Below are 21,682 nucleotides of genomic sequence, written 5' to 3'. Positions count from 1 at the left end.
ACCAGTATTTTATATAGGTCAGGTATACGTTTATATGCACCATCATTGCATCATAAACGCATGCCACTTACATAAAATATTTATCAGTAATGAGTCTTATTATTTTGTAGGTAATACAATCTCTACGACCAAGCCTTGAACGTCATCAAGGCGATTATGTGCATTGATATATCCTTTGTGTGCCATTACTACGGCATGGACGATGGCCAGTCCAAGTCCATAACCGCCAGTATCACGGTGTCGAGCAGAGTCGAGCCGCACAAAGGGATGGAAAATACGTTCTAAGTCTTTGTCTGCCACACCGCCACCTTCGTCTGTTATGGCAATTTGAACAGCTGGTGCCTTATTGTCCATTTGTATTGCTTTGATTTGGGCAATCACTGTCGAACCTGCTGCCGTGTGCATAAAAGCGTTGCGAATGACATTTTCAAGTGCGCTATACAACTGCTCTGCATTGCCTTGTACTGTCCAAAAACCCTCCAAGTCATCTAGCGCTGAGGCTTCAGGCGGTTGCCATTTCCAATGCACATCTTTATGTTGAAACTCAAAGCAGACATCCTCTCCGATACTACTGATAATGTCAGATATATCGACTGCCTCACTCTCCAAATTATCAACAGTATATTGCTGCATTTGCAGGGATTGAATGTGAATGATCTGCTCAATCAGCTCATTCATCCGTGTAGACTCTTTATCGATGCGGTCTAAATAGCGATTGGCATTGGGCGCAAAATCTCGAGTCAGCTCAGTCGCTACATCCAGACGAGCAAGCGGCGAACGCAGCTCATGTGAGATATCACTGAGCATTTGCTTGCGTGCCAGCTCACTGTCAACCAGTCTCGTCGATAGATGGGCGACGTCTTTGGCAAGTAGCCCCAACTCATCATCGCCCATCTTAGACAGTTCTGGGTTGGCTTGGTAATTACCATCAATCATACGGTGTACTGTATTTTGTACACGTCCGATACGCTGGGTCAGCGTACGACTGAGCCATATACAGACCAATACACTAAAGATAACGATCAATAGCAAACGTATTGGAAAATTACCATGCTGTATCTCTACCACGTCTGAAAAACGCAAATGCGGACGCAACTGTATGATGATTGACTGACCATCAGGTAGTTCAACAGATATATCAGCCAGTTCAGGACGAGTATCGATATCAGCTACTGCTGCGCTACTTGCCGTTCTTGGCTTTAGGAATTTTTGCCAAAAAGACGACTCAATTTTCGGTATTTCATTGTCGTGCTCGCGCAATCTGTCGTCAGCATTGCGACCTTCTACACCATAAGCGTTATTCTCTACTCTAGGCGGTCTAGACGGTATTTGCTGTAACGGTTGTATCGCACGATCCATTGTTTGCCGACCATTTTGCAGCTGCCCTTGCCGACCGTCTTTATCACGGTAACGCGGAAATATAATAGCGCCCTGCTCATCAAACACCCTGATTTGATTCATTAGCTGTCGATCTTGACGATACATCTGCCTGACAAACTCTACATCACCAATCCGTAGCGCTGCGACCATCTCTTCACGTTTCATCAATAGGCTGTCGATTTGGACATCCATACGAGAGGTCAGCTCTTTTTCAGCCAGCCAGCGCTCTACTACGATGGACAGTACAGAGGTGATCAAAATTGTCAGTAATAGGCTCAAAAATAGACGCCAAAACAAGGTAATTCGTACCGTAAATTTAGGGGATTTTTTGAGAGGCTGTTCAGAAGCTTTCATCGATATATCCGTCATTACAACACCAGTTGATAACCTTTGCCACGCACCGCTTTTATTGGCTCATCGTGAAAAGGTTGAAGTTTTTTGCGTAAGCGAGATACATGTACATCGAGGCTACGGTCGAAGGGCTGCAATTCGCGTTGCAAGACATTTTCTGACAACCATGCTTTACTCACCACCTCCCCTTTTTGCTTGAGCAGAGCCACGAGCAGATCAAACTCTGTACCAGTGACTTGTAGCGCCACGCCATCTATCTCACAAATGCGCTGGTTCTGATCCAGATGCAAGCGACTCTCTGGTAGTGGCGTGTGTTCAGAGGCCGTCGTATTGGTTCGTTTAATCACCGCATTGATACGCGCCAGCAGCTCTCGAGGGTTACAAGGCTTGGTGATATAATCATCCGCACCCAACTCTAAACCGATAATCCGATCAATCTCTTCCCCTTTTGCGGTCAGCATAATGACAGGGATATCAATGATATTTGGTAATTGGCGCAGGACACTCAATCCATCTAGTTTCGGCATCATAATATCGAGCACGAGCAGATCATAGACCGTATCTTCATGTGCCACTGCTTTGAGTCGCTGTATAACTGCCGCGCCATCATGGACACAATCGCACTGAATGCCATGATTGTGCAGATACTCTTGTAATAACTGGGTCAACTCTTCGTCATCATCGCCTATCAATATATTTGGCACACTCATCTCCTTTCACTTTCGATAGCATTAATTGGTTTAATTCGTTTAGTTACCCATATTATCAGGCAAGCGCGTAGCAATTCGCTAAAAACGTTACCTTTCTTAATACTTCATAAATGTTCGTAACCTTTAACTGTCGTAATATAGCTCCTATCAACCCATTACCACCACATTCAATGTAGTTACACTCAATACAATCAAGGATATCGTTATGAAAAAATTATTATTAGCCTCAGTATTAGCAGCGTCTAGCGTATTTACTGTCACTGCATGTACCAGCGTCAACGCGACCACTGATACAACGCCTACGACAAAAATGCAAAAGCAGCATAAAGCTGGCATGAAAAAAGGTGAGATGAGAGGCCCACTATCTAAACTAGACCTCACAGCAGCGCAGCAAACACAAATCAAAGCCATCATGGAAGCGAAGCATAGCAATAACAAAGCGGATCGCACAAAGCATCAAGCAGAGCGTGCGCAAATGGATCAACAGATGCAAACCTTGACCAATGCAAGCACATTGAATAGTGCTGCAGTAAACCGTTTGGCCGATCAGCAAGCTGCTAAAACGAAGCAGCGCTTTATTGAGCGTGTACAAACTCAACACGCCATTGCTCAAGTATTAACTGCTGAGCAACGCGCAAAACTTGCACAAATGAAAGAAGATAGAAAAGGTGACGACGAAGGCCGTCGTGGTCCAGAGCATCGTGAGCAACGTGGTGATCGTGCACAGCAAGGTATGTAATAAACCACTCCGGAAAAGTGTTATTTTACCCAGCTGTATACGTATAAAATAAAAAAGCGCGCCGTTAATAGGTGCGCTTTTTTTAATGCAAAATTATCCTGCTCACAAACTAATAATGCTTTCTACTCACTTATTAATACTCTGATCAGTTACTCAATCACACCGAAACGCTCTTTTGCCATCGGTAGCATATTAAACATCATCTTACCCATCGCCGTTCCATTACCATCTTGGTAGTATTGCAACAATTCTGGGCCGTATTGTCGTAAATCGATACTATTGCTGGCATTCGGTGATTGAACATTACTCGGCAAGTTCGGAAACGCCAATGCTGTGGTATTGATAGCAGAATACTGCTGCAAGACATCCACCGACAGGCTTTTATCTGTATTAGGTTTACTGGTGTTATCCAGCTGGCGATGCATCTGCTGCCATTTCAGCTGACCGCGTTTATCGAAACCATATAATTCTTGGACATCTTTATTTGCAATGGCGTTTGTGTCTATGGCTGCATCATCAGCCATTTGTTCTTTTATCATCGCCAGTACTTTCTTTACCATTGCCTTACTGGTGAGATCTGGTGAACCTTGAATGGTCTCGAACGCTGTCATTGGCTCAGCTTCTTTTACCAGCTCTGGATATCGCTTACTAATACGACTGTAGAAAATCTGCATATAGCTTTGATAAGAGGCTTGATAGCTATCAAAGCTTTGCACTCGGCGAATGATTTGGTCTGTTGGTAACATCACTGATAGCTGCTGCGCTGGTAATTTGGGCGTCAATGATGCCAGCGTATTAGGAGCCACATAATCGAACTGGCCAACAGGAGCTGCGTCATAGGTCGCATCTAACGCGGCGAAATGGCTTTTGATCACCTCGCTACCAAACCCCTTGGGCAGCGTACCATCATCAATGGCTATTTTTAACCACTTATTTCGCCATGTTGTACCGAGCTTATCGTCTAGCAGCTCGGAATTAAGCAGCGCAAAGTTATCTGCCCATAAATAGACATCACCGTTTTTAAAATCTACATAGATCGGCTGATTGATACTGCTGTGATGATTGCGCGCTTGGTACTGTACACTGGCGAGCATAGTGGCCTTACCCGCCATTGGCTGGTAGATACCTTGAGCATTGATAGACAATGGCTTTAACAAATACGCATCGAGCAATTGTGCCTTTTTTGCATCTATCGGTTTAGGTTTATCTTCATAATTGTCAAATAACGCCTGATAATCTGCTGCTACCTTCACATCGCTATCATATTGATGATCATCCCATGCATGATAGGCATCTACGCACTCAAAGTACGACTGCCTGATGGTGTCACGTTTGACATCATAATCGGTGGCTAGAATATCTGTGTTCTGTTTTTCTGCTTGCAGGATCAACGCCGCATAGGCTTGATCATGCGTCTCTTCGCAGTGCTCGTTTACATAGTCTGATACGACCAGTTGCTTGGAAGACTCGCCTGTAACCTGCTGGTTGTTGCTAATTTCGTTGCCAATCTCAAGGTTACTATGATAGCTGAACGATTGGCGACGCTGTTGTTGTAACGCGGCTGCTAAAGTCTTTTTTGCAGTGCTAGGTGATTGCTTAGTGGCCACCATGTTAGATTGGCCTAGATTAGTAGACTGGCAACCTGTCAATAACAGTGCCCCTGATAGCAACATACTAGTCAGTAGTTGGTTGCTTTTAATCACAGATGGCAGACGTAAGCCAATATTTTGATGTACTGTTTTCATTTTTTATCCTTAATAGACATGAGCGTAGATGTGACAAGATAATGCGACTGAAAACTATTGCTCAGCCGCATCTTTGGCCTCGTCAACATCGCTCTCGTCGACTACCTCTGCGCTATGATTACTGTCATATTCGTCACTGCTATCATCATCTATTGAGCTGCCATCCTCATAGTCGTAACGCACATAACGTGCCGCTTGCAGTCTGTCTTTTTGTTGGCGTTGCTCTGCAATCCACGCATTTCCATCGATAGGAGGCACAGCATTAGACCCAAACGACTCTGTCAGTAGGAGCGTTAAAGCATGGCGATTAAAACTGGCTTTGTCATAACGCACTTGATTGAGCATGGTCGTGGTAGACCCCATTAAGTCACCACCGATATTGACACGCTGCTGCTTGGCAAGTAGGCGATCGGAGCTATCTAAATAGTAGTAATTAATCTGATTAAACGAGATAGGCCCGATCGCTTCGATAAGTTGTAACAGCGACCCCACATCTGCGCTTTGATAGCCTTTATTGTATAGCTGTATCTTGGCAAGCGCGGCTTTTAGCACAGCACCATCAGGATATTGTTTTGGATTAGCATCGACATACTCTTGCAGTGACTGCGTCACATATTTCAGCGTCTTGCCGATCATCTCACCGCTTTGCTGACTGCCAAAATATACTTTTACCGCGCGTGTCGCACCAACTTCTTTGGCAAACGCATCATCACGAATATCTACCGCGCTAAAATGCTCAGGCGCGAGCTCAGCCATGCTGCTTTGGATGGCATTGAGTACCGCATCGTAAAGCACTGATGGCGGTAACTGCGCCGTGATGCTTTCAGGCAGCCCAAATCTCACGGTATGTGAGGCCATCTGCGTAGGCAATGGCGTGTGTTCAGGATTAGCGAGCGCGACAATTGGCATGATGGCCGATGGGTCGACGGTGACATTGCTGTTGTTAAAATCAAATGCCAACGGTATCTGTATCGATGAGCTAATCGTTGGTGTGGCGTAATCGTAGCTATAGACGCTTTGTAGCTGGCGCTGCTTGGGACGGTATTGACTGACACTATTGAACGTTAGATGCTCATACTGATAAACATTGGATGCAGCTATTTGCTCAGGAGTACGGTGGAACATATCAAGTATATTGCCAATCATGCCTGTAGAGGAAGCTGATAGGTTGTCCGTAGCGCTCGGCTCTGTCTCAGCGCGCTGTTTTGCCAGTTGCATGGCTTCATATTTTGCGGCCATTGTCTTGGGGTTCATGCCTGAGAGCAGGCCACCACGGCCTTCTCTTTCGTTGCCGTACTCATTATAGCCGTCGTGATCATAGCCATATTCATCATAGCCATCAACATCGTAACCGTCTTTATCTAAAATCGTGTCATCGTTAGCGCCACTATTATAATCGCTATCCCTTGCCGGCTCATTTTCACCGGCTTCCGCCAATATCGCAGCGATTGCTCTTCTCTCGACATCGTCCGCGTTACTCTCATCATAATTACCATTATCATAGTCACTATTATCGCTCTCATCATTGTCGTTAGAGCCACTCTCATTGTAGTCGTCAGCATCAGCACTTTCAGGCTGATAGGCATAGGTTTCTATAATCGTTCTGAGTAAGCTACTCGCTCCTGCATCGACACTATCTGCGTCGATAAATGGCACTGCTTGATAATTCGCCTGTGCGACAGCCACATGCTCCGTGGCTAAATGCTGACGAATCGCTGTCAGCAAATGCGACTTGGCTTGGTTTTCAGTACTGAGATATTTATCTTGATCAAACAGTTGCGCGTAACGCTCGGCTTGGGCGTTTTGGCTGGCCGTAAAAGCACGGCCCTGACGTTGATTCTGCCCAGCATCTGCGACACTAAAGTCAATGAGCGTGCTAGATACACTCGCATTAGACGAGACAGCTGGGCTTGATTGACACCCTGCGAGTACAATCGATGCACTGCCCACTAGCAAGGCGATTGAAGTCAATTTACACGTCTGATAGACAGGACCATTATTGTTATGGATAGACGAGTGATGATGCGCCACCTCAGAGTAGCGTTGTCGATTACGGTTATTCATATGGTCTGATGGCATAGTAGTCCCTTGGTATAAATAGACAGTCGATAACGAGTGTACATTAGTACCGTTATTTATATCACAAGAGCTTACACTTTAGTAATACTAGCGCAAATTTTTAAAGAAAAACTTCATTGATAAATAACCTAGCCTGCATGAAAGTATGAATGTACTTAGGAATGGCCTCATTTTAAAAATATAGCCCACATGACCAAGCCTTATAACAAGCTGGACAATAAAAGATAATAAACAACTTTCTACTATTCTATATTTTCGTTACTATTTAAGCTTATTTAACGGATAGCCTACTATTTCCACTCGCGTAAAAAGGACTTTGCGATGTCTCAGCCATTTTCTCACTCTCATGACACGACTCATAACCTTAAACCTAACAATAAATTATCACTAAAATATAGCGTATTGCTGATTACTAGCACACTACTACTGTCTGTCTCTGCACAGGCATTAGAACCAACATCCTCAACAAATAACAATACGATTAATACCACTTCAATCAATACCAGTGCTATAAATTTGGCCATCATGGCTGATAATCCAACGGTACTGTCTGAAACCAAGCGCATCACACGGGCAAAAACCAGTACCCTCAATACCGCATCTAGCAACGCCAATAGCGACCAAGCTATTTACTCTGAAGATGCCATTCACCATCCAGTCTGGGCAAAAAACGGCATGGTAGCGACCCAAGAAGCGCTTGCATCTGACATCGGTTTACAAATTCTAAAAGACGGTGGTAATGCGGTAGATGCTGGGGTCGCAGTGGGCTTTGCCCTAGCCGTGACCTTACCGCGGGCTGGTAACATCGGTGGTGGCGGTTTTATGATGATTTATGATGCCAAGCAAGGCAAAACAGTGGCGCTTGATTACCGTGAAAAAGCACCAAGTAGCGCCTCACGCGATATGTACCTTGACAAAGAAGGCAATGCTGTCAGCGATTTATCTCGCTATCATGGCTTAGCCGTTGGTGTGCCGGGCACAGTAGCAGGGCTACTAAAAGCACTAGAGGATCACGGTACCATGAGCCGCGGGCAAGTCATGGCCCCAGCCATCTCACTAGCAGAAAATGGCATAGAAGTCACGGCGGGCTTGTCCGAATCACTCACCGCATTGAGCGATCGTTTGCAGAAATGGCCAAGCACCAAAAAAGTATTTTTTAAACCTGATGGCAGCGCCTATCAACCGGGTGAACGTCTAAAACAGCCAGAGCTTGCCCGTTCGCTAAAGCTGATTGCGATACAAGGGGCTGATGGGTTTTATAAGGGTGAGACCGCTCAAAAACTGGTCAAAGCGGTTAATGAAGCAGGCGGTAGCATGAGCATGCAGGATTTGAGCGACTATGAAGCGATTGCTCGCGAACCTGTCAAAGGCGACTACCGTGGCTATGAGATTGTCTCTATGCCGCCGCCCTCCTCTGGTGGTATTCACATCATCCAGATTCTAAACATCTTAGAAGGCTATCCGCTCAAAGACTACGGACAAAACAGCGCACAGACCATCCATTTAATGGCGGAAGCGATGCAGTTAGCGTATGCAGATCGTGCTGAGTACTTAGGTGATTCTGACTTTATCGATGTACCTGCCAGCGGCTTAACGTCACAAGCCTATGCGGATAAACTGCGTACGTTGATTGATCCAAATAAAGCCACGCCAGCAGCTACTATCAAAGCCAATAACCCACTCCCATACGAGAGTGATCAGACCACGCATTTCTCTATCGTTGATAAAGACGGCAATGCCATAGCCAATACTTATACATTGAACTTCTCTTATGGTACGGGTCTCGTTGCGGACGGCACAGGCATTTTACTCAACAATGAAATGGATGATTTTTCTGCCAAACCTGGTGTACCAAATGGTTATGGATTATTAGGCGGTGAGGCCAATGCTGTGGAGGCCAATAAACGCCCGCTGTCGTCTATGAGTCCGACGCTTGTGTTCAAAGACAATAAGCCCTATATTGTCACGGGCAGCCCAGGTGGTAGCCGTATCATCACGACTGTCACTCAGATTATCTCCAACGTCATAGACCATGATATGAATATCGCTGAAGCAACACATGCGCCGCGTATTCATGATCAATGGCTACCTGATGAAATCAGAGTTGAAAAAGCCCTTAATATTGATACGGTCAAAAAGCTCGAGTCAATGGGTCATACCGTCAGCCCAAAATCAGCGATGGGATCTACGCAATCGATCATGCTGACACCAAATGGCGTGTATGGATCGTCTGATCCTCGTATTGTTGATGCGGCAGTGGTTGGGTATTGAGTGATTAATATCTTATAATTATAAAGAGGCTCTATGTGCTGCTATAACGCATAGAGCCTCTTTTACAGAGACAGCTCAATAAGTACATATTGAGCTGTCTTAATACAACTTTATCTTGTCAAAGAAATCATTGTCTAATAATAATTTCGGTCTGGCATTTACCTCTTTTAAACCGACCTTATGTTGCATCATCAATTCAATCAAGTTCATTTGATCAATTAGGATAAGGCTATGCGAATCAGTCGAATTAGCATAGTCTTGTGCCGGCTTGGTAAAGCTTGTGGTGGTAATAAATATCCCATGATGATTGGTTTTTTGTGGTGGATAAGCACCTACAAAATTTCTCAAATCGCCATTTGAAATATTATTACCTGTGCTATAAAGCTTGGCTTGAATATAATAATTATGTACCTCACCATCAGGAAAATCCTGAATAATCAGTCCATCAATACCATTATCGTTAGATCGTCCTGTATGACGAGAGGTTAAATTACTCTCAGGACTTTCTATCTCCAGAGACCTTTCAATTAACTTCAAACAAAACCACTCAAACTGTAAGGGTGATAAGCTTTCAAGTTGAGACATAATCATGTCAGGCGTCACTTTGACAAAATCGCTGCCAACTGTAGCATCTGCATAATTATTCATAAATATAGAAGTTCGACGTTTAGTTTCATCGATTAAATGACTAACCAGCGCATCACCGTTTTTACCATAGGCTGCCGTATTCACTTTTTGTAAATCAGAAAATGATTTACTGTCAAAGCGCTGAAAGTTAGCAATATAGTCATTATTTCGTATGCCCTCACCGACATATTGACCGAAGTTATTACCCGCTAACCAAAAATAGACTTTACCGAAAGGGTCTAAACGTATGATGTTTTTAGGCGTTACTTTTTCATCAAAGGTAATAAAGTTAGCAAAATTCTGATTTAGATTAGGGACCAAACTAAATTTATCCTCCTTAACCAAGCCCATCGCTGATAAACACAGCAAAATCAAATCAATGATTTCGTCATAGCAAGGAGAGCCATCATGACACTCATGACGTATGTCATGATTACTTATATAATTAATATCTTTATGATCACTCACGATCTGTGCTAGTTTTTCAAACTCTCTATAAAATACAGTGCGACCGATAGTGTTTCGCGTACTCAAGTTTTTTATAGTTTGTATTCCAGCGTTTAGCATATCGCCAAATGCAGGCAGCTTAGTAATATTACTCATAGTATTATCATCTTTTTTTGATTGCGTGAATAATATAGTAGAATTGACATCTTATGACAATTTCTGAAAACAAATGTTTATTTTATCAATAATTGAGATAAAACGTAGCAAAATTTCATATTAATAAATAAGAAAAACGAATCCCCTCACGCAGATTAAACCCTTTGAATCAGTGGCTGTCTGCGGCAAATAATGCTATTATTGACGACCCCATTTAAAACGTATCAAGATGGCTATCGAGGTATTATTTGCCTCTATGTTTTAATATAAATGCTTGATAAAAATCATTTATATTATCGGTAGCTTGTTTTTTTGATCGTACCAGTAAGAGTCTTCTATGGCATTTGTACACCTTGGCATCCACAGCGAATATTCCATCACCGATTCTATCGTGCGTATTAAGCCGCTGGTAAAAGCTGCTGCGGCTGACAATCAGCGCGCGTTGGCATTGACCGATTTGTCCAATTTATATGCCACGGTGAAGTTTTATCGTGCCTGCTTGGGTGCTGGCATCAAGCCCATCATCGGTAGCGAAGTCATTGTAGATAATGAAGACACGCGCCTCACCTTACTTGCGATGAATAACGAAGGCTATCAAAACATTACCCGTATCGTATCGCTTGGGTTTACCGAAGGTCGCGCTGATCCTGTCAATCACGGCACGCCTGTCATTAAGCGCAGTCATATCCTAGAGCATGCAGCAGGTGTCATAATACTGTTGACGGAAAAGTCAGATGTGGGTCAAGCATTGGTCGGCTCGATGCCAGAAAAAGCCGATGAGCTACTCGCTGAATGGCAAGCACAATTCGATGATCGATTGTATTTTGCCATCAAACGCACCAATCGCTCAGGCGAAGATGCCTTTATGAGAGCCGCTATTCAGTCAGGGGCCAAATACAGCATACCCATCATTGCCCATAACGACGTCCGTTTCTTAGCACAAGATGATTTTGATGCTCATGAAGCCCGTGTTTGTATCGCAGGCTCCTATGTGCTTGCAGACTCAAGCCGTCCGCAAACCTACTCCGATGAGCAGTACCTAAAAACCCAAGACCAAATGGAGCAACTGTTTGCTGATATTCCACAGGTCATTGATAATACCTTGCGCTTGGCCACTCGTTGTAATGTGACCTTGACACTGGGTATTAATGTATTGCCCGACTTTCCTGTCCCTGAGGGCGAGACGACCGAATCGTTCTTTCGTGCAGAGTCGCAGCGTGGTCTTGAACAGCGCCTAGACAAGTTATTTCCAGTGGAAGCACGTACTGACCACTGGGGTGATTTTCGTCAAAGATACGATGAACGTCTAGAATATGAGCTGGGCATCATCCTGTCCATGGGTTTCCCTGGTTACTTCCTCATCGTTATGGACTTTATCCGCTGGGCAAAAGCCAATGGCGTGCCAGTTGGACCAGGCCGTGGTTCCGGTGCTGGCTCGCTGGTCGCTTATGCGCTAAACATTACCGACCTTGATCCGATTCATTACGATCTACTATTCGAGCGCTTCTTGAACCCTGAGCGGGTATCGATGCCCGATTTCGATATTGACTTCTGTATTGAAGGCCGTGATCGTGTCATTGATTATGTGGCGCAAACCTATGGCCGTGATGCGGTCTCGCAGATTATTACCTTTGGTACCATGGCCGCAAAAGCGGTCGTGCGCGATGTGGCGCGCGTACAAAGTAAATCGTACTTTTTAGCCAATAAAATATCCAAACTGATCCCAAAAACACCGGGCATTACTTTAAGCCAAGCACTTGAGCAAGAGCCGCAGCTAAAAGACTTAATCTCTAACCCTGATAATATGGATTATGAAGATGCCATTGAAGTTTGGGAGATGGCGATTAAGCTTGAAGGTGTCTGCCGAAATGTCGGTAAACATGCCGGTGGCGTATTGATTGCTCCGTATAAGATCACTGACTTTAGTGCCATTTATTGTGATGATGAAGGTCACCGTGTCAGCCAGTTTGATAAAGACGACGTCGAGGCTGTTGGACTGGTGAAGTTTGACTTTTTGGGTCTGCGTAACTTAACGGTGATTAACGCAGCGGTTGAAAACATCAATTTGCGCCGTGCGAAAGAAAACGTGCCAGCATTGGTCTTAGAAGATTTGCCACTTGATGACAGTAAAGCCTATAAGCTACTGCAAGATGCTAAGACCACGGCCGTCTTTCAGCTAGAAAGTATGGGTATGAAAAAGTATCTCGCCAAATTGCAACCGACCAACATCGAAGACGTCATCGCCATGTGTGCGCTGTATCGTCCCGGTCCACTCGATGCAGGTATGGTAGAGATGTATATCGACCGTAAACATGGTCGCGAAGAAGTCATCTATGATCATCCCAATCTTGAGCCGATACTAGAAAACACCAACGGCGTTATTGTCTATCAAGAACAGGTCATGCAAATCTCACAGGTGATGGCAGGCTATAGCTTAGGCGGGGCTGACATGCTACGCCGTGCCATGGGTAAGAAAAAACCTGAAGAGATGGCCAAACAGCGTGATATCTTTGTCACTGGTGCCACCGCACAGGGTATCGATGAAGTCACTTCAGGCGGCGTTTTTGATCTGATGGAAAAGTTCGCCGGTTACGGTTTTAACCGCTCGCATTCTGCGGCATATGGTGTCTTGGCGTATCAGACTGCTTATCTAAAACAATACTACCCTGCTGAGTTTATGGCAGCGGTTTTAACTTCTGATATGAACAACACCGACAACGTGGTGTTCTTTATCAATGACTGCCGTGAAAACTTTGATTTAACCGTTGTGAATCCATCAGTGAATCGTAGTGAATGGCATTTCGTCGCTGACACGCCGACCAATATTATTTATGGTCTTGGCGCAATCAAAGGCGTGGGTGAAGGTGCGGTAGAATCTATCGTGGATGCACGTCGCCGAGAAGGGCCATTTAAAGACTTATATGATTTCTGCCGCCGTGTTGATATCAAAAAGGTCAATAAGCGCACGCTTGAAGCATTGGTCAGTGCGGGCTGTTTTGATGACTTTGCCGCAACCTTACGACCTGACTTGCCAGCCGACGAAGCTTATGAGATTCGCGGTGCATTGATGAGTCAATTGCCAAGCGCTGTACAGGCCGCTGAGCAAGACCGTCAAAACCGTGAAATAGGCATGATGGATTTGTTTGGTGAAATGGATGGTGTGGTCGCCGCACCGCCACTCGTCATGACACCAGAGCTAATCTGGGGTGACAAGCATCGCCTAAAAGCAGAAAAGAACACCTTGGGACTGTACTTAACAGGTCATCCAATCAATGAGTACTTGGATGAGTTAAAACGCTATACCTCAGGCGCGCGCCTCGATAAATTAACCGATACGGGCTATAACGGCAGCTGCTACTTCTCAGGACTCATTATAGATATCGCTAACTTCGGCAATCGTAACGTGATTACGTTGGATGACGGCACATCGAGGCTAGAAGTCAGCTGCTATGCTGAGCGTTTCAATCGCGTCAAAGAGCAGTTGAAAATCGATGAGGTCGTCATCATCAAAGGCAGCATCCGTGAGCGTGATGGGCGTTTATTTGCACGCCTAGATAGTGCCATGAGCATGGTTGATGCACGCTTGCGTTGGCTCAAAAAAATCAGTATCAAGGTTCACGGTAGTGATGTTAATTTGCTCACACGTCTACAACCATTGCTTAAGTCAGCACAGGCAGATATCATTCCTGAGCCGCGTCTGGCTTATAACCAAGATCAAGACGAGCAAGGTAATGGTAGCAACAGTGGTAATGGCGCTTACGACCCTGCGATGGGCGGCAGTTTATATGATGAAAATGGCAATGACTTGCTGGCATTAGACAATGGCAGCGCTAATAATCAAGATTATGCCAACAATGCCTTGAGCAATACCGACGCCTCTATCAATGATAACTGTCTACCGCTTGGCCTGAGCGTCTATGAAATGTACGGCATCGCAAATGTGGGACTGTCTGAGCACTGGCGCGTTTATCCAAACGATGATAATTTACAACAGCTAAAAATGCTAGTAAGTGAAGATAACTTACATTTCCATTACAGCTAAGACGTACATTACTTTTAAAAAATTCATTATAGTAACATTACTGTTTTAACTTTTAACAATTGGATAAAAACCATGGATGACATGCCAAATAATAATACTCAGACCAGTGAAGAGATTGTCAATCACGAACAATTCGAAGACATGCGTGATTTGCTAGAAGAAGATTTTGTTGATCTGATACAAGTGTATTTCAAAGACAGTCAACAGCGAATAGCAACACTCCGAGTCGCCCAGCAAGCAAATGATAATGCCAATGGATTTGAGACGGCCCATGCACTAAAAGGGGCAAGCGCCAATTTAGGCACTACTCAACTGGTTCGTCTTAGCAGTCAACTGCAAGAGCACTGCCGTGGGCGCCGCATCAGCGAACAAGCAGACCTGGTTGAAGAAATCGCCGTCGCCTTACAACGGGCTGAACAAGAAATCAATCTAAGACTGGGACAATAATGAGTAATGACTCTTCATTAGTAGTAGCACCATCTGACCACACGGTGAGCGACTACCTTGACTGCTTACAAGTAGTCATGGTCAATACAACTTTGCCTGCTAATATTGGCTCAGCGGCACGTGCGATGCATACCATGGGTTTGTCTCGTTTGACCGTGGTCGATCCTAAATTACCAATTGATGAGACCAGTGTATCTCATGCAGCGGGTGGTGGTGAGCTATTGTCCTCTGCATTGATCGCACCAACTCTGGAATCTGCCATTTCGGACTGTCAGTTGGTGTTTGCCGCTAGCAGTCGTAGCCGTCACTTACCTCGCCCTGTGGTGACACCCTCGCAAGCTGCCAAAATCATGTTTGACTTTATCGATACACAGTCAGCTTTAAGTGCAAATGATAGTAGTCGAGATATAGCTGCTACTGGCAAACCAAATATCGCTATCTTATTTGGACGTGAAGATCGTGGATTGACCAATGAAGAATTGGCTTATGCAGATTATCATATTCAAATCGATGCCAATCCTGCTTATCCTGTACTAAATGTCGCATCAGCCGTGCAGGTAATCGCCAGCTTTGTCTTTGCTTACGCTCAGACGCACATTCAGACAGCAGATAATCTAGATACTGATTTGAGCGCTCCTGTTCAGTCAACGCTTGATGTGCATCTACGTCAGCAATGGGATGAGCCTGCTATTACCCAGCAGCAGCTACAACAACTTACTCAGCGTACCACTGACCTAATGGTAAACCGTGGTCTAGCAAATAGTGAGCACCTAAAATCGTTGCCATCACGATTGTCTAGACTTGGGTCACGTTTGCAGCTTGATCAAAAAGAGTATCAGCTACTCAGTGCTTTGATTGCCAAACTCTCAAAGGACTAAGACACGTTTAAGCATATAAAGTTGCCATACTTAAAATAGCTTTGTGTAGATACGATTATTATAAAACGATAATAACTTAGCGGTATTGTCGCTTTAGCAACATACTTTACTGACGAATAGACAGGACGCCTTATGTCATTGCCATCCAAATTGTTTAAATCATTGGTCAATATTAAAAAAGACCTAAAAGAAGATGTCGATGCGGTATTTACCCGTGACCCTGCAGCACGCAATAGCTTGGAAGTTATCCTAACTTATCCTGGCATCCATGCGCTCATTTTGCATCGCGGTGCGCACTGTCTGTGGAACAATGAACAGAAACTGGCGGCTCGTGTTATCTCATACGGCTCACGTATTATCACAGGTATCGAGATTCACCCTGCTGCCAAGATCGGCAGGCGCTTTTTTATCGATCATGGTGTCGGCGTCGTCATCGGTGAGACCGCTGAGATTGGTAATGATGTAACCTTGTATCACGGCGTTACTCTTGGCGGTGTATCTTGGAACAATGGCAAACGACATCCAACATTAGAAGATGGTGTGACCGTTGGTGCTGGTGCGAAAGTCTTGGGGCCATTTACGGTTGGCAAAAATGCCAAAATCGGCTCAAATGCAGTCGTAGTCAAACCAGTACCAGCAGGCGCTACGATGATCGGTAGTGCTGCTCGTATGATCTCAGATCATCATGATGAAAAAGGCAATCCACTGACTACCAAAGTACAGGATGCTAAGCAACAAGAAAAAGTTGCCCAAGCTGGTGAGAGCGACGAGCAAACTAAAGATATGACCCCTACTGCCAAACGTACCAATACTTTCCGTGCTTATGGTATCGACCCTTATTCACAAGACCCTGTTGCAGAAGCTTTTGCTAAAATGCTCGAGCATATCCAGCAATCAGAGAATCGCCTAGATCAACTGCAATCAGCGATGTGTGATATTGACCCAAGCTTTTGCAAAAAGAAATATGACAAGCTATGTCTAGAAGATTTGGATGTGATTGGACGTGCTGATATAGATGCAGTAGATACCGAGCAGAAATAACATTCATGCACCTGCATATAAATCACTTACTAATAGATGAGCAAAAAGTTCAAAATCTATAAAGTTCATCAAATGAAACGTCAGGTAACATCATAACCATAAAAGCCCTGCTATTTTACCTAGCAGGGCTTTTATGGTTAATAATAAACGTTAATGATTAATAACTGACATCTACTAGTTCATCTATCCCTGCATTTTCATGCGCTTTAAATGGATAACGATCCGCCATTACAATCCAATTCGACGTTGATTCAGATATCGATTCTTTGCTTAGGCTATTTTCTTTTTCAGCCAGTTTGATCAATAGAATATCAATATCCATTGTCACCAGTCGCACCTGATTGGCCTCAGCCTGTCGACACCGATTACAATTGCCTTCAAGCGTTTTAAAGGTGTGTTGTAGTTGCTGCAAGCTTATCGGTGTGGTCAGTACTAAGTGGACACACTGATTGGTATAGTCAGGCTTTAGTAATTGGGTAGTCGCAGTAAAATCAGGGTTTTGAAATGCTGTAGACAATTGTATCTCACCGAGCGTTGCCAACATCTCTCGGGCAAGCGGTAGATACTTTTCGGCTTGATAGTTACTACCTAGCGCTAACACGACATCTGCCACAGACTGCGCTTGCACCGTCTCAGGTGCACATTGTGTTAGCGTTGCTAAATTCAAATTCATTGACGTTTTATGCATCATCAGATTGGCTATCACTAACTTCTGTATCAGCTAGCTCGCTGGTTGACACGGGCGCATAGCGTGTTATCTGCACCCCAACCGCATCGGCGGCTGTAATGGCTGTAGGCTTGGCAATGCTTAGTGTGATTTTCTGACAGTCATACTTTGCAAAGAGCTTATCAGAGATTTGCCCAGCCAAATGCTCAAGCAGTTTTGCTTTGATCTCTATACACCACTCACTCACATCATCGCAGACTTCTTTATAGCTCAGTGCATCGCTGACATCATCTGACACAGCAGCACGGCTGATGTCCGTCTCAAGCGCAATATCAATGAGTAATGGCTGAGTGATAGCACGCTCCCAGTCAAAAACACCAATCACTGCTTCTACTTTTAGGCCTTTGACAAATACCACATCAGATTCGGTATAAAACATGCTCTCATCCTTGCTTGCTAAATTTTTAATTAGAGTATTAAATTCAGTGTTCAAATGAAACGACTACTTGGCTTGCTGCAACTTCTCTTCGCGCAGGCGTGCCGCCTTGAGCATTTTGCTTGGTCGATGTCGCCACAAATCAATACTGAACAGCAGCAGGCCAAACCAAATCAGGCCAAATACCGCCAAGCGTTTTACATCAAAGGCTTCATTATAATAAAACACAGCCAAGAAGAAAATAAAGGTCGGTGTTAAATAGTTCATAAAGCTCAAGATACTATAAGCCACCAGTTTGGTTGATTTATTGAATAACAGGAGCGGTATCAACGTGATTGGCCCCGCTATCATCAACAGCCAAATATTTGGGCTAAACCAAAAACTTAATTGGTGGCTTGCCACATCAGACTGCCAAAACCACCATAAACAAATCGGTACTAACATGGTCGTTTCAACAAACATCGCATCAATCGCAGTCAACGGCGTTTGACGCTGAATCGTACCATAAGTGCTAAAACTGAATGCCAGTATCAGTGAGATCCATGGCAGACTGCCAATCATAATCACCTGAATGGCCACAGACAATAACGCAAAGCCAATCGCCACCCATTGCAGGGTACGTAAGCGCTCTTTGAACAGTATCATCGAGAGCGCCACGCCCACCAGCGGGCCAATAAAGTAACCCAAACTGGCCTCAAGAATACGGTCTTGGTTAACCGCCCAGACATAGGTCAACCAGTTGGTCGCAATAATCAGACCTGACAAAAAGGTGTATACAATCCATCTTGGATTTTGCTTTAAGGTGTCAATCCACTGCCAGCGCTTGGTCACAACCAGCAGCACTAGCAAACATAAAAATGTCCAAATAATACGATGGCCAATAATTTCAGTGGCATCGTACTCAGACAACTGCTTGAAATATAATGGAAACCCGCCCCAGATGAAAAAGGCAATGAGCGCAGTGATGATACCGCGTCTGGTGGTTTTTATGGGGGTCACGGGTTTTTTGACGACGTTTTGGGTAGTCATAATATAGGACAACTTGTTAGAGCAAAGCGTGCTCTCACCCAATTCTGAGTATTATTATCATTTTGATGGTGAGAGCACAGGGTTACTACAGTAAGAGTGAAAGGTAAAAAGCAATGTACCCATGCCAATAGTGACATGAGTACATTGCTAACGATTTTAAACTGAATGATTAAGGAATTTTATTTATCAGGATCAGTATTTTGCTTAGGCTATTTTACTCGGTAAGTCGTATAGAAGCATCAATCCAGTATTCAGCACGCAACGACCTACTCAGCACCCGTATCCACTTGGATAGACATACCAATGTGATTGGCAAGTTCCGCAAATCCTGGGAAACTGGTATTGACCGTTTCGACCCCTTCAATAGTGATTTGCTTGGATGCACGCAGACTGGCCACAGAAAAGCTCATCGCAATACGGTGATCATGGTGCGAGACGATATGACCGCCACCAAAAACTGGCTGGCTATTATTTACTTTGCCATTTTCAGTAGCAGCGCCTTTACCTTCAATAATCAGACCATCATCAGTAACAGTACAATCAATACCAAGCGTATGTAGCCCTTCTGCCATCACAGCAATACGGTCAGATTCTTTGACACGTAGCTCTTTGGCACCCGTCAATACCGTGCGACCCTGTGCACAGCTGGCCGCGATAAATAGTACAGGGAATTCATCAATCGCTAGCGGCACGAGGTGCTCTGGTATTTCAATACCGACCAAGTTTGAGCTGCGAATAGTGATATCAGCAACAGGCTCGCCGCCCACATGTGTCTCATTGCTCAAGCTAATATCCGCTTGCATTAATTTTAAGATATCGATAATGCCCGTACGTGTCGGGTTGATACCTACTTGCGTTAGGGTCAACTCGCTATTTTGGCTAATGGCAGCAGCCACCATAAAGAAGGCTGATGATGAGATATCGGCAGGCACTGCGATGTCACCGCCTGTCAGCGTACCACCGCCTGTGACGCTGATGCGATTACCGTCTACGGTTACTGGATAACCAAAGGCCGATAGCATACGCTCGGTATGATCGCGACTGATCTCAGGCTGAATGACAGTTGTCGTACCCTCGGCCCACAGTCCTGCCAATAGCAAACAAGACTTGACCTGAGCTGAAGCAACTGGCATATCATACTCAGCGCCTTGGAGTGGCTCACCAACATTCTCACGACCAGTGATGCTGAGCGGTGCAGTACCGCTATGCCCAGTGCTCTGAATCACGGCACCCATAGACCGTAATGGCGCAGCCACACGCTCCATCGGGCGTTTACTAAGACTGGTATCACCGGTCAACACGCTATCAAATGACTGCGCGGCTAAGATACCAGACAGCAGGCGCATGCTGGTGCCAGAGTTACCCATGTACAGTGGTGTTTTGCTAGGTTTTAAACCCTTCATACCAACACCATGAATGGTCAAATTGCCATTATCAGGGCCTTCAATCGTCACGCCCATATCACGGAATGCTTGTAGCGTTGCTAACGCATCCTCCCCTTCCAAAAACCCAGTGACGTTTGTCACGCCTGTGGCAAGACTGCCCAGCATAATGCTGCGATGTGAGATAGATTTGTCACCAGGAATGGCGATAGTGCCAGAAACAGTATTGCTAGGCGTAATATTATAAGAAGCTGACATGGCAGAAGTATCCGTATAAGGGGTGCTGGCTAACATATGGCCGAAATGTCGCCGTGCGGCTTGCGCGCGGCCCAAAAGTCCCATTAGGGCGGTTGAATCTTTATCAATGATAAGCTGGCGCATGGTCTGTAGATAGACACCATACTCATCAAGGGCGCTCACAATCGCGCTTTGATTGGCAAAAAATATATCATGCCACATTTTAGGGTCACTGGCAGCGATACGGCTAAAGTCACGGAATCCGCCAGCAGCATAACGAAACATATCTAAATTATCATCATGGCTCGCCAATTGCTCAACCAAATTAAAAGCAAGCAAATGTGGCAAATGACTGGTGTGCGCCAGTATGCGATCATGATGCTCAGCGTCCATTGACATGACATTTGCACCCACTGATTCCCATAATAGTCGCAACTTAGCAATAGCCGTTGCACTGGTCGTCGGTAGCTCACAGATAATAACACTATGATTGACAAATAAACTGGCGCGGCGCGCATGATACCCTGAATTTTCAGCCCCAGCAATTGGATGCGCGGGTACCAGGCCTGTCGGCAGCGAGCCGAACACCGCTTTAGCAGCATCAATGATATTGACCTTAGTACTACAGACATCCGTCATGATGCAATCACTGGCAAGCTGACTATCATCCATTGCCTGTTTAATATCAACAAACACGGCTTGGACGGCCTGTACTGGCACTGCAATGATAATTAAATCACTGCCAGCGATGATATCTTGCAGGGTTGCACTACCAGCGTCTAGCAGACCATGCTCAATCGCTTCTGTAATACTTGGTGCATGCCTATCGACCGCTACCAGACGCGAGCTCAAGCCATTGTCTTTAATCGCTTGCGCAAAGCTTGCACCAATCAGCCCAAGTCCAATCACACAAACTTGTTTAAATATAGGTAGCGTAGTATTTAGAGACGATTGAAGTTTATTATTTTTCTGACTACTCACGGCATTTCTCGTTGAACACACTAAGACATAGATAAAG

15 protein-coding genes are annotated in these 21,682 nt (G+C 44.8%); 6 read left to right on the top strand and 9 right to left on the bottom strand.

Features of this window, described 5'->3' with window-relative positions; all coding sequences use genetic code 11:
- Positions 1–99 precede the first annotated feature (99 nt).
- Both IP510_RS02550 and IP510_RS02545 read right to left on the bottom strand, forming a co-directional pair.
- Positions 100–1,734, bottom strand: coding sequence for a sensor histidine kinase (locus tag IP510_RS02550; protein ID WP_194363213.1), 1,635 nt, complete (start codon positions 1,732–1,734; stop codon positions 100–102).
- Positions 1,735–1,748: 14 nt separating this feature from the next.
- The gene (locus tag IP510_RS02545; RefSeq protein WP_227669423.1) at positions 1,749–2,441 is read right to left on the bottom strand and encodes a response regulator transcription factor; all 693 of its coding nucleotides are present in this window, start codon (positions 2,439–2,441) and stop codon (positions 1,749–1,751) included.
- Between the two features lie 205 nt (positions 2,442–2,646).
- Between IP510_RS02545 and IP510_RS02540 the strand changes: the two genes are divergently transcribed.
- Positions 2,647–3,180 carry a Spy/CpxP family protein refolding chaperone gene (locus tag IP510_RS02540; RefSeq protein WP_194363211.1) on the top strand — a complete coding sequence of 178 codons (534 nt, stop codon included), beginning with the start codon at positions 2,647–2,649 and terminating at the stop codon, positions 3,178–3,180.
- A gap of 149 nt (positions 3,181–3,329) precedes the next feature.
- Here IP510_RS02540 and IP510_RS02535 read toward each other — a convergent pair whose 3' ends face one another.
- Together IP510_RS02535 and IP510_RS02530 are read right to left on the bottom strand one after the other, a co-directional pair.
- Entirely contained in the window at positions 3,330–4,925 is a 1,596-nt protein-coding gene (locus IP510_RS02535; RefSeq protein WP_194363210.1) for a hypothetical protein, read from the bottom strand.
- Positions 4,926–4,979: 54 nt separating this feature from the next.
- Entirely contained in the window at positions 4,980–7,004 is a 2,025-nt protein-coding gene (locus IP510_RS02530; RefSeq protein WP_194363209.1) for a hypothetical protein, read from the bottom strand.
- Between the two features lie 321 nt (positions 7,005–7,325).
- Between IP510_RS02530 and ggt the strand changes: the two genes are divergently transcribed.
- Complete coding sequence (gene ggt, locus IP510_RS02525) at positions 7,326–9,275, top strand: gamma-glutamyltransferase (RefSeq protein WP_194363208.1); 1,950 nt, start codon at positions 7,326–7,328, stop codon at positions 9,273–9,275.
- Positions 9,276–9,374: 99 nt separating this feature from the next.
- On the opposite strand, the gene IP510_RS02520 is transcribed toward ggt, so the two are convergent.
- Complete coding sequence (locus IP510_RS02520) at positions 9,375–10,505, bottom strand: restriction endonuclease (RefSeq protein ID WP_194363207.1); 1,131 nt, start codon at positions 10,503–10,505, stop codon at positions 9,375–9,377.
- Between the two features lie 337 nt (positions 10,506–10,842).
- Here IP510_RS02520 and dnaE point away from each other — a divergent pair, with 337 nt between their 5' ends.
- The 4 genes from dnaE to cysE all read left to right on the top strand — a co-directional run bounded on the left by dnaE (position 10,843) and on the right by cysE (position 16,913).
- Positions 10,843–14,547, top strand: coding sequence for a DNA polymerase III subunit alpha (gene dnaE, locus IP510_RS02515; protein WP_194363206.1), 3,705 nt, complete (start codon positions 10,843–10,845; stop codon positions 14,545–14,547).
- A 72-nt stretch (positions 14,548–14,619) separates the two neighbouring features.
- Positions 14,620–14,994: an Hpt domain-containing protein gene (locus tag IP510_RS02510; protein ID WP_194363205.1), complete on the top strand. Its 375-nt coding sequence runs from the start codon at positions 14,620–14,622 to the stop codon at positions 14,992–14,994.
- The gene (locus IP510_RS02505) at positions 14,994–15,872 is read left to right on the top strand and encodes an RNA methyltransferase (RefSeq protein ID WP_194363204.1); all 879 of its coding nucleotides are present in this window, start codon (positions 14,994–14,996) and stop codon (positions 15,870–15,872) included. Before IP510_RS02510 ends, IP510_RS02505 begins: the two co-directional genes overlap by 1 nt.
- Before the next feature lie 132 nt (positions 15,873–16,004).
- Positions 16,005–16,913: a serine O-acetyltransferase gene (gene cysE, locus IP510_RS02500; protein WP_194363203.1), complete on the top strand. Its 909-nt coding sequence runs from the start codon at positions 16,005–16,007 to the stop codon at positions 16,911–16,913.
- A gap of 157 nt (positions 16,914–17,070) precedes the next feature.
- On the opposite strand, the gene IP510_RS02495 is transcribed toward cysE, so the two are convergent.
- The 4 genes from IP510_RS02495 to IP510_RS02480 all read right to left on the bottom strand — a co-directional run bounded on the left by IP510_RS02495 (position 17,071) and on the right by IP510_RS02480 (position 21,645).
- Positions 17,071–17,604: a 2-amino-4-hydroxy-6-hydroxymethyldihydropteridine diphosphokinase gene (locus IP510_RS02495; protein WP_227669422.1), complete on the bottom strand. Its 534-nt coding sequence runs from the start codon at positions 17,602–17,604 to the stop codon at positions 17,071–17,073.
- The gene (gene folB, locus IP510_RS02490; protein WP_194363202.1) at positions 17,594–18,019 is read right to left on the bottom strand and encodes a dihydroneopterin aldolase; all 426 of its coding nucleotides are present in this window, start codon (positions 18,017–18,019) and stop codon (positions 17,594–17,596) included. Before folB ends, IP510_RS02495 begins: the two co-directional genes overlap by 11 nt.
- Positions 18,020–18,082: 63 nt before the next feature.
- Positions 18,083–19,045 carry an EamA family transporter RarD gene (rarD, locus tag IP510_RS02485; protein WP_194363201.1) on the bottom strand — a complete coding sequence of 321 codons (963 nt, stop codon included), beginning with the start codon at positions 19,043–19,045 and terminating at the stop codon, positions 18,083–18,085.
- Positions 19,046–19,311: 266 nt separating this feature from the next.
- Positions 19,312–21,645 (bottom strand): bifunctional prephenate dehydrogenase/3-phosphoshikimate 1-carboxyvinyltransferase, encoded by a 2,334-nt coding sequence (locus IP510_RS02480; protein WP_194363200.1) that lies wholly within the window; start codon positions 21,643–21,645, stop codon positions 19,312–19,314.
- Between the last annotated feature and the right edge of the window lie 37 nt (positions 21,646–21,682).

Source organism: Psychrobacter sp. NG254, from assembly GCF_015277735.1.
GTDB lineage: Bacteria > Pseudomonadota > Gammaproteobacteria > Pseudomonadales > Moraxellaceae > Psychrobacter.
This window is presented reverse-complemented; position numbering and strand designations above follow the sequence as displayed.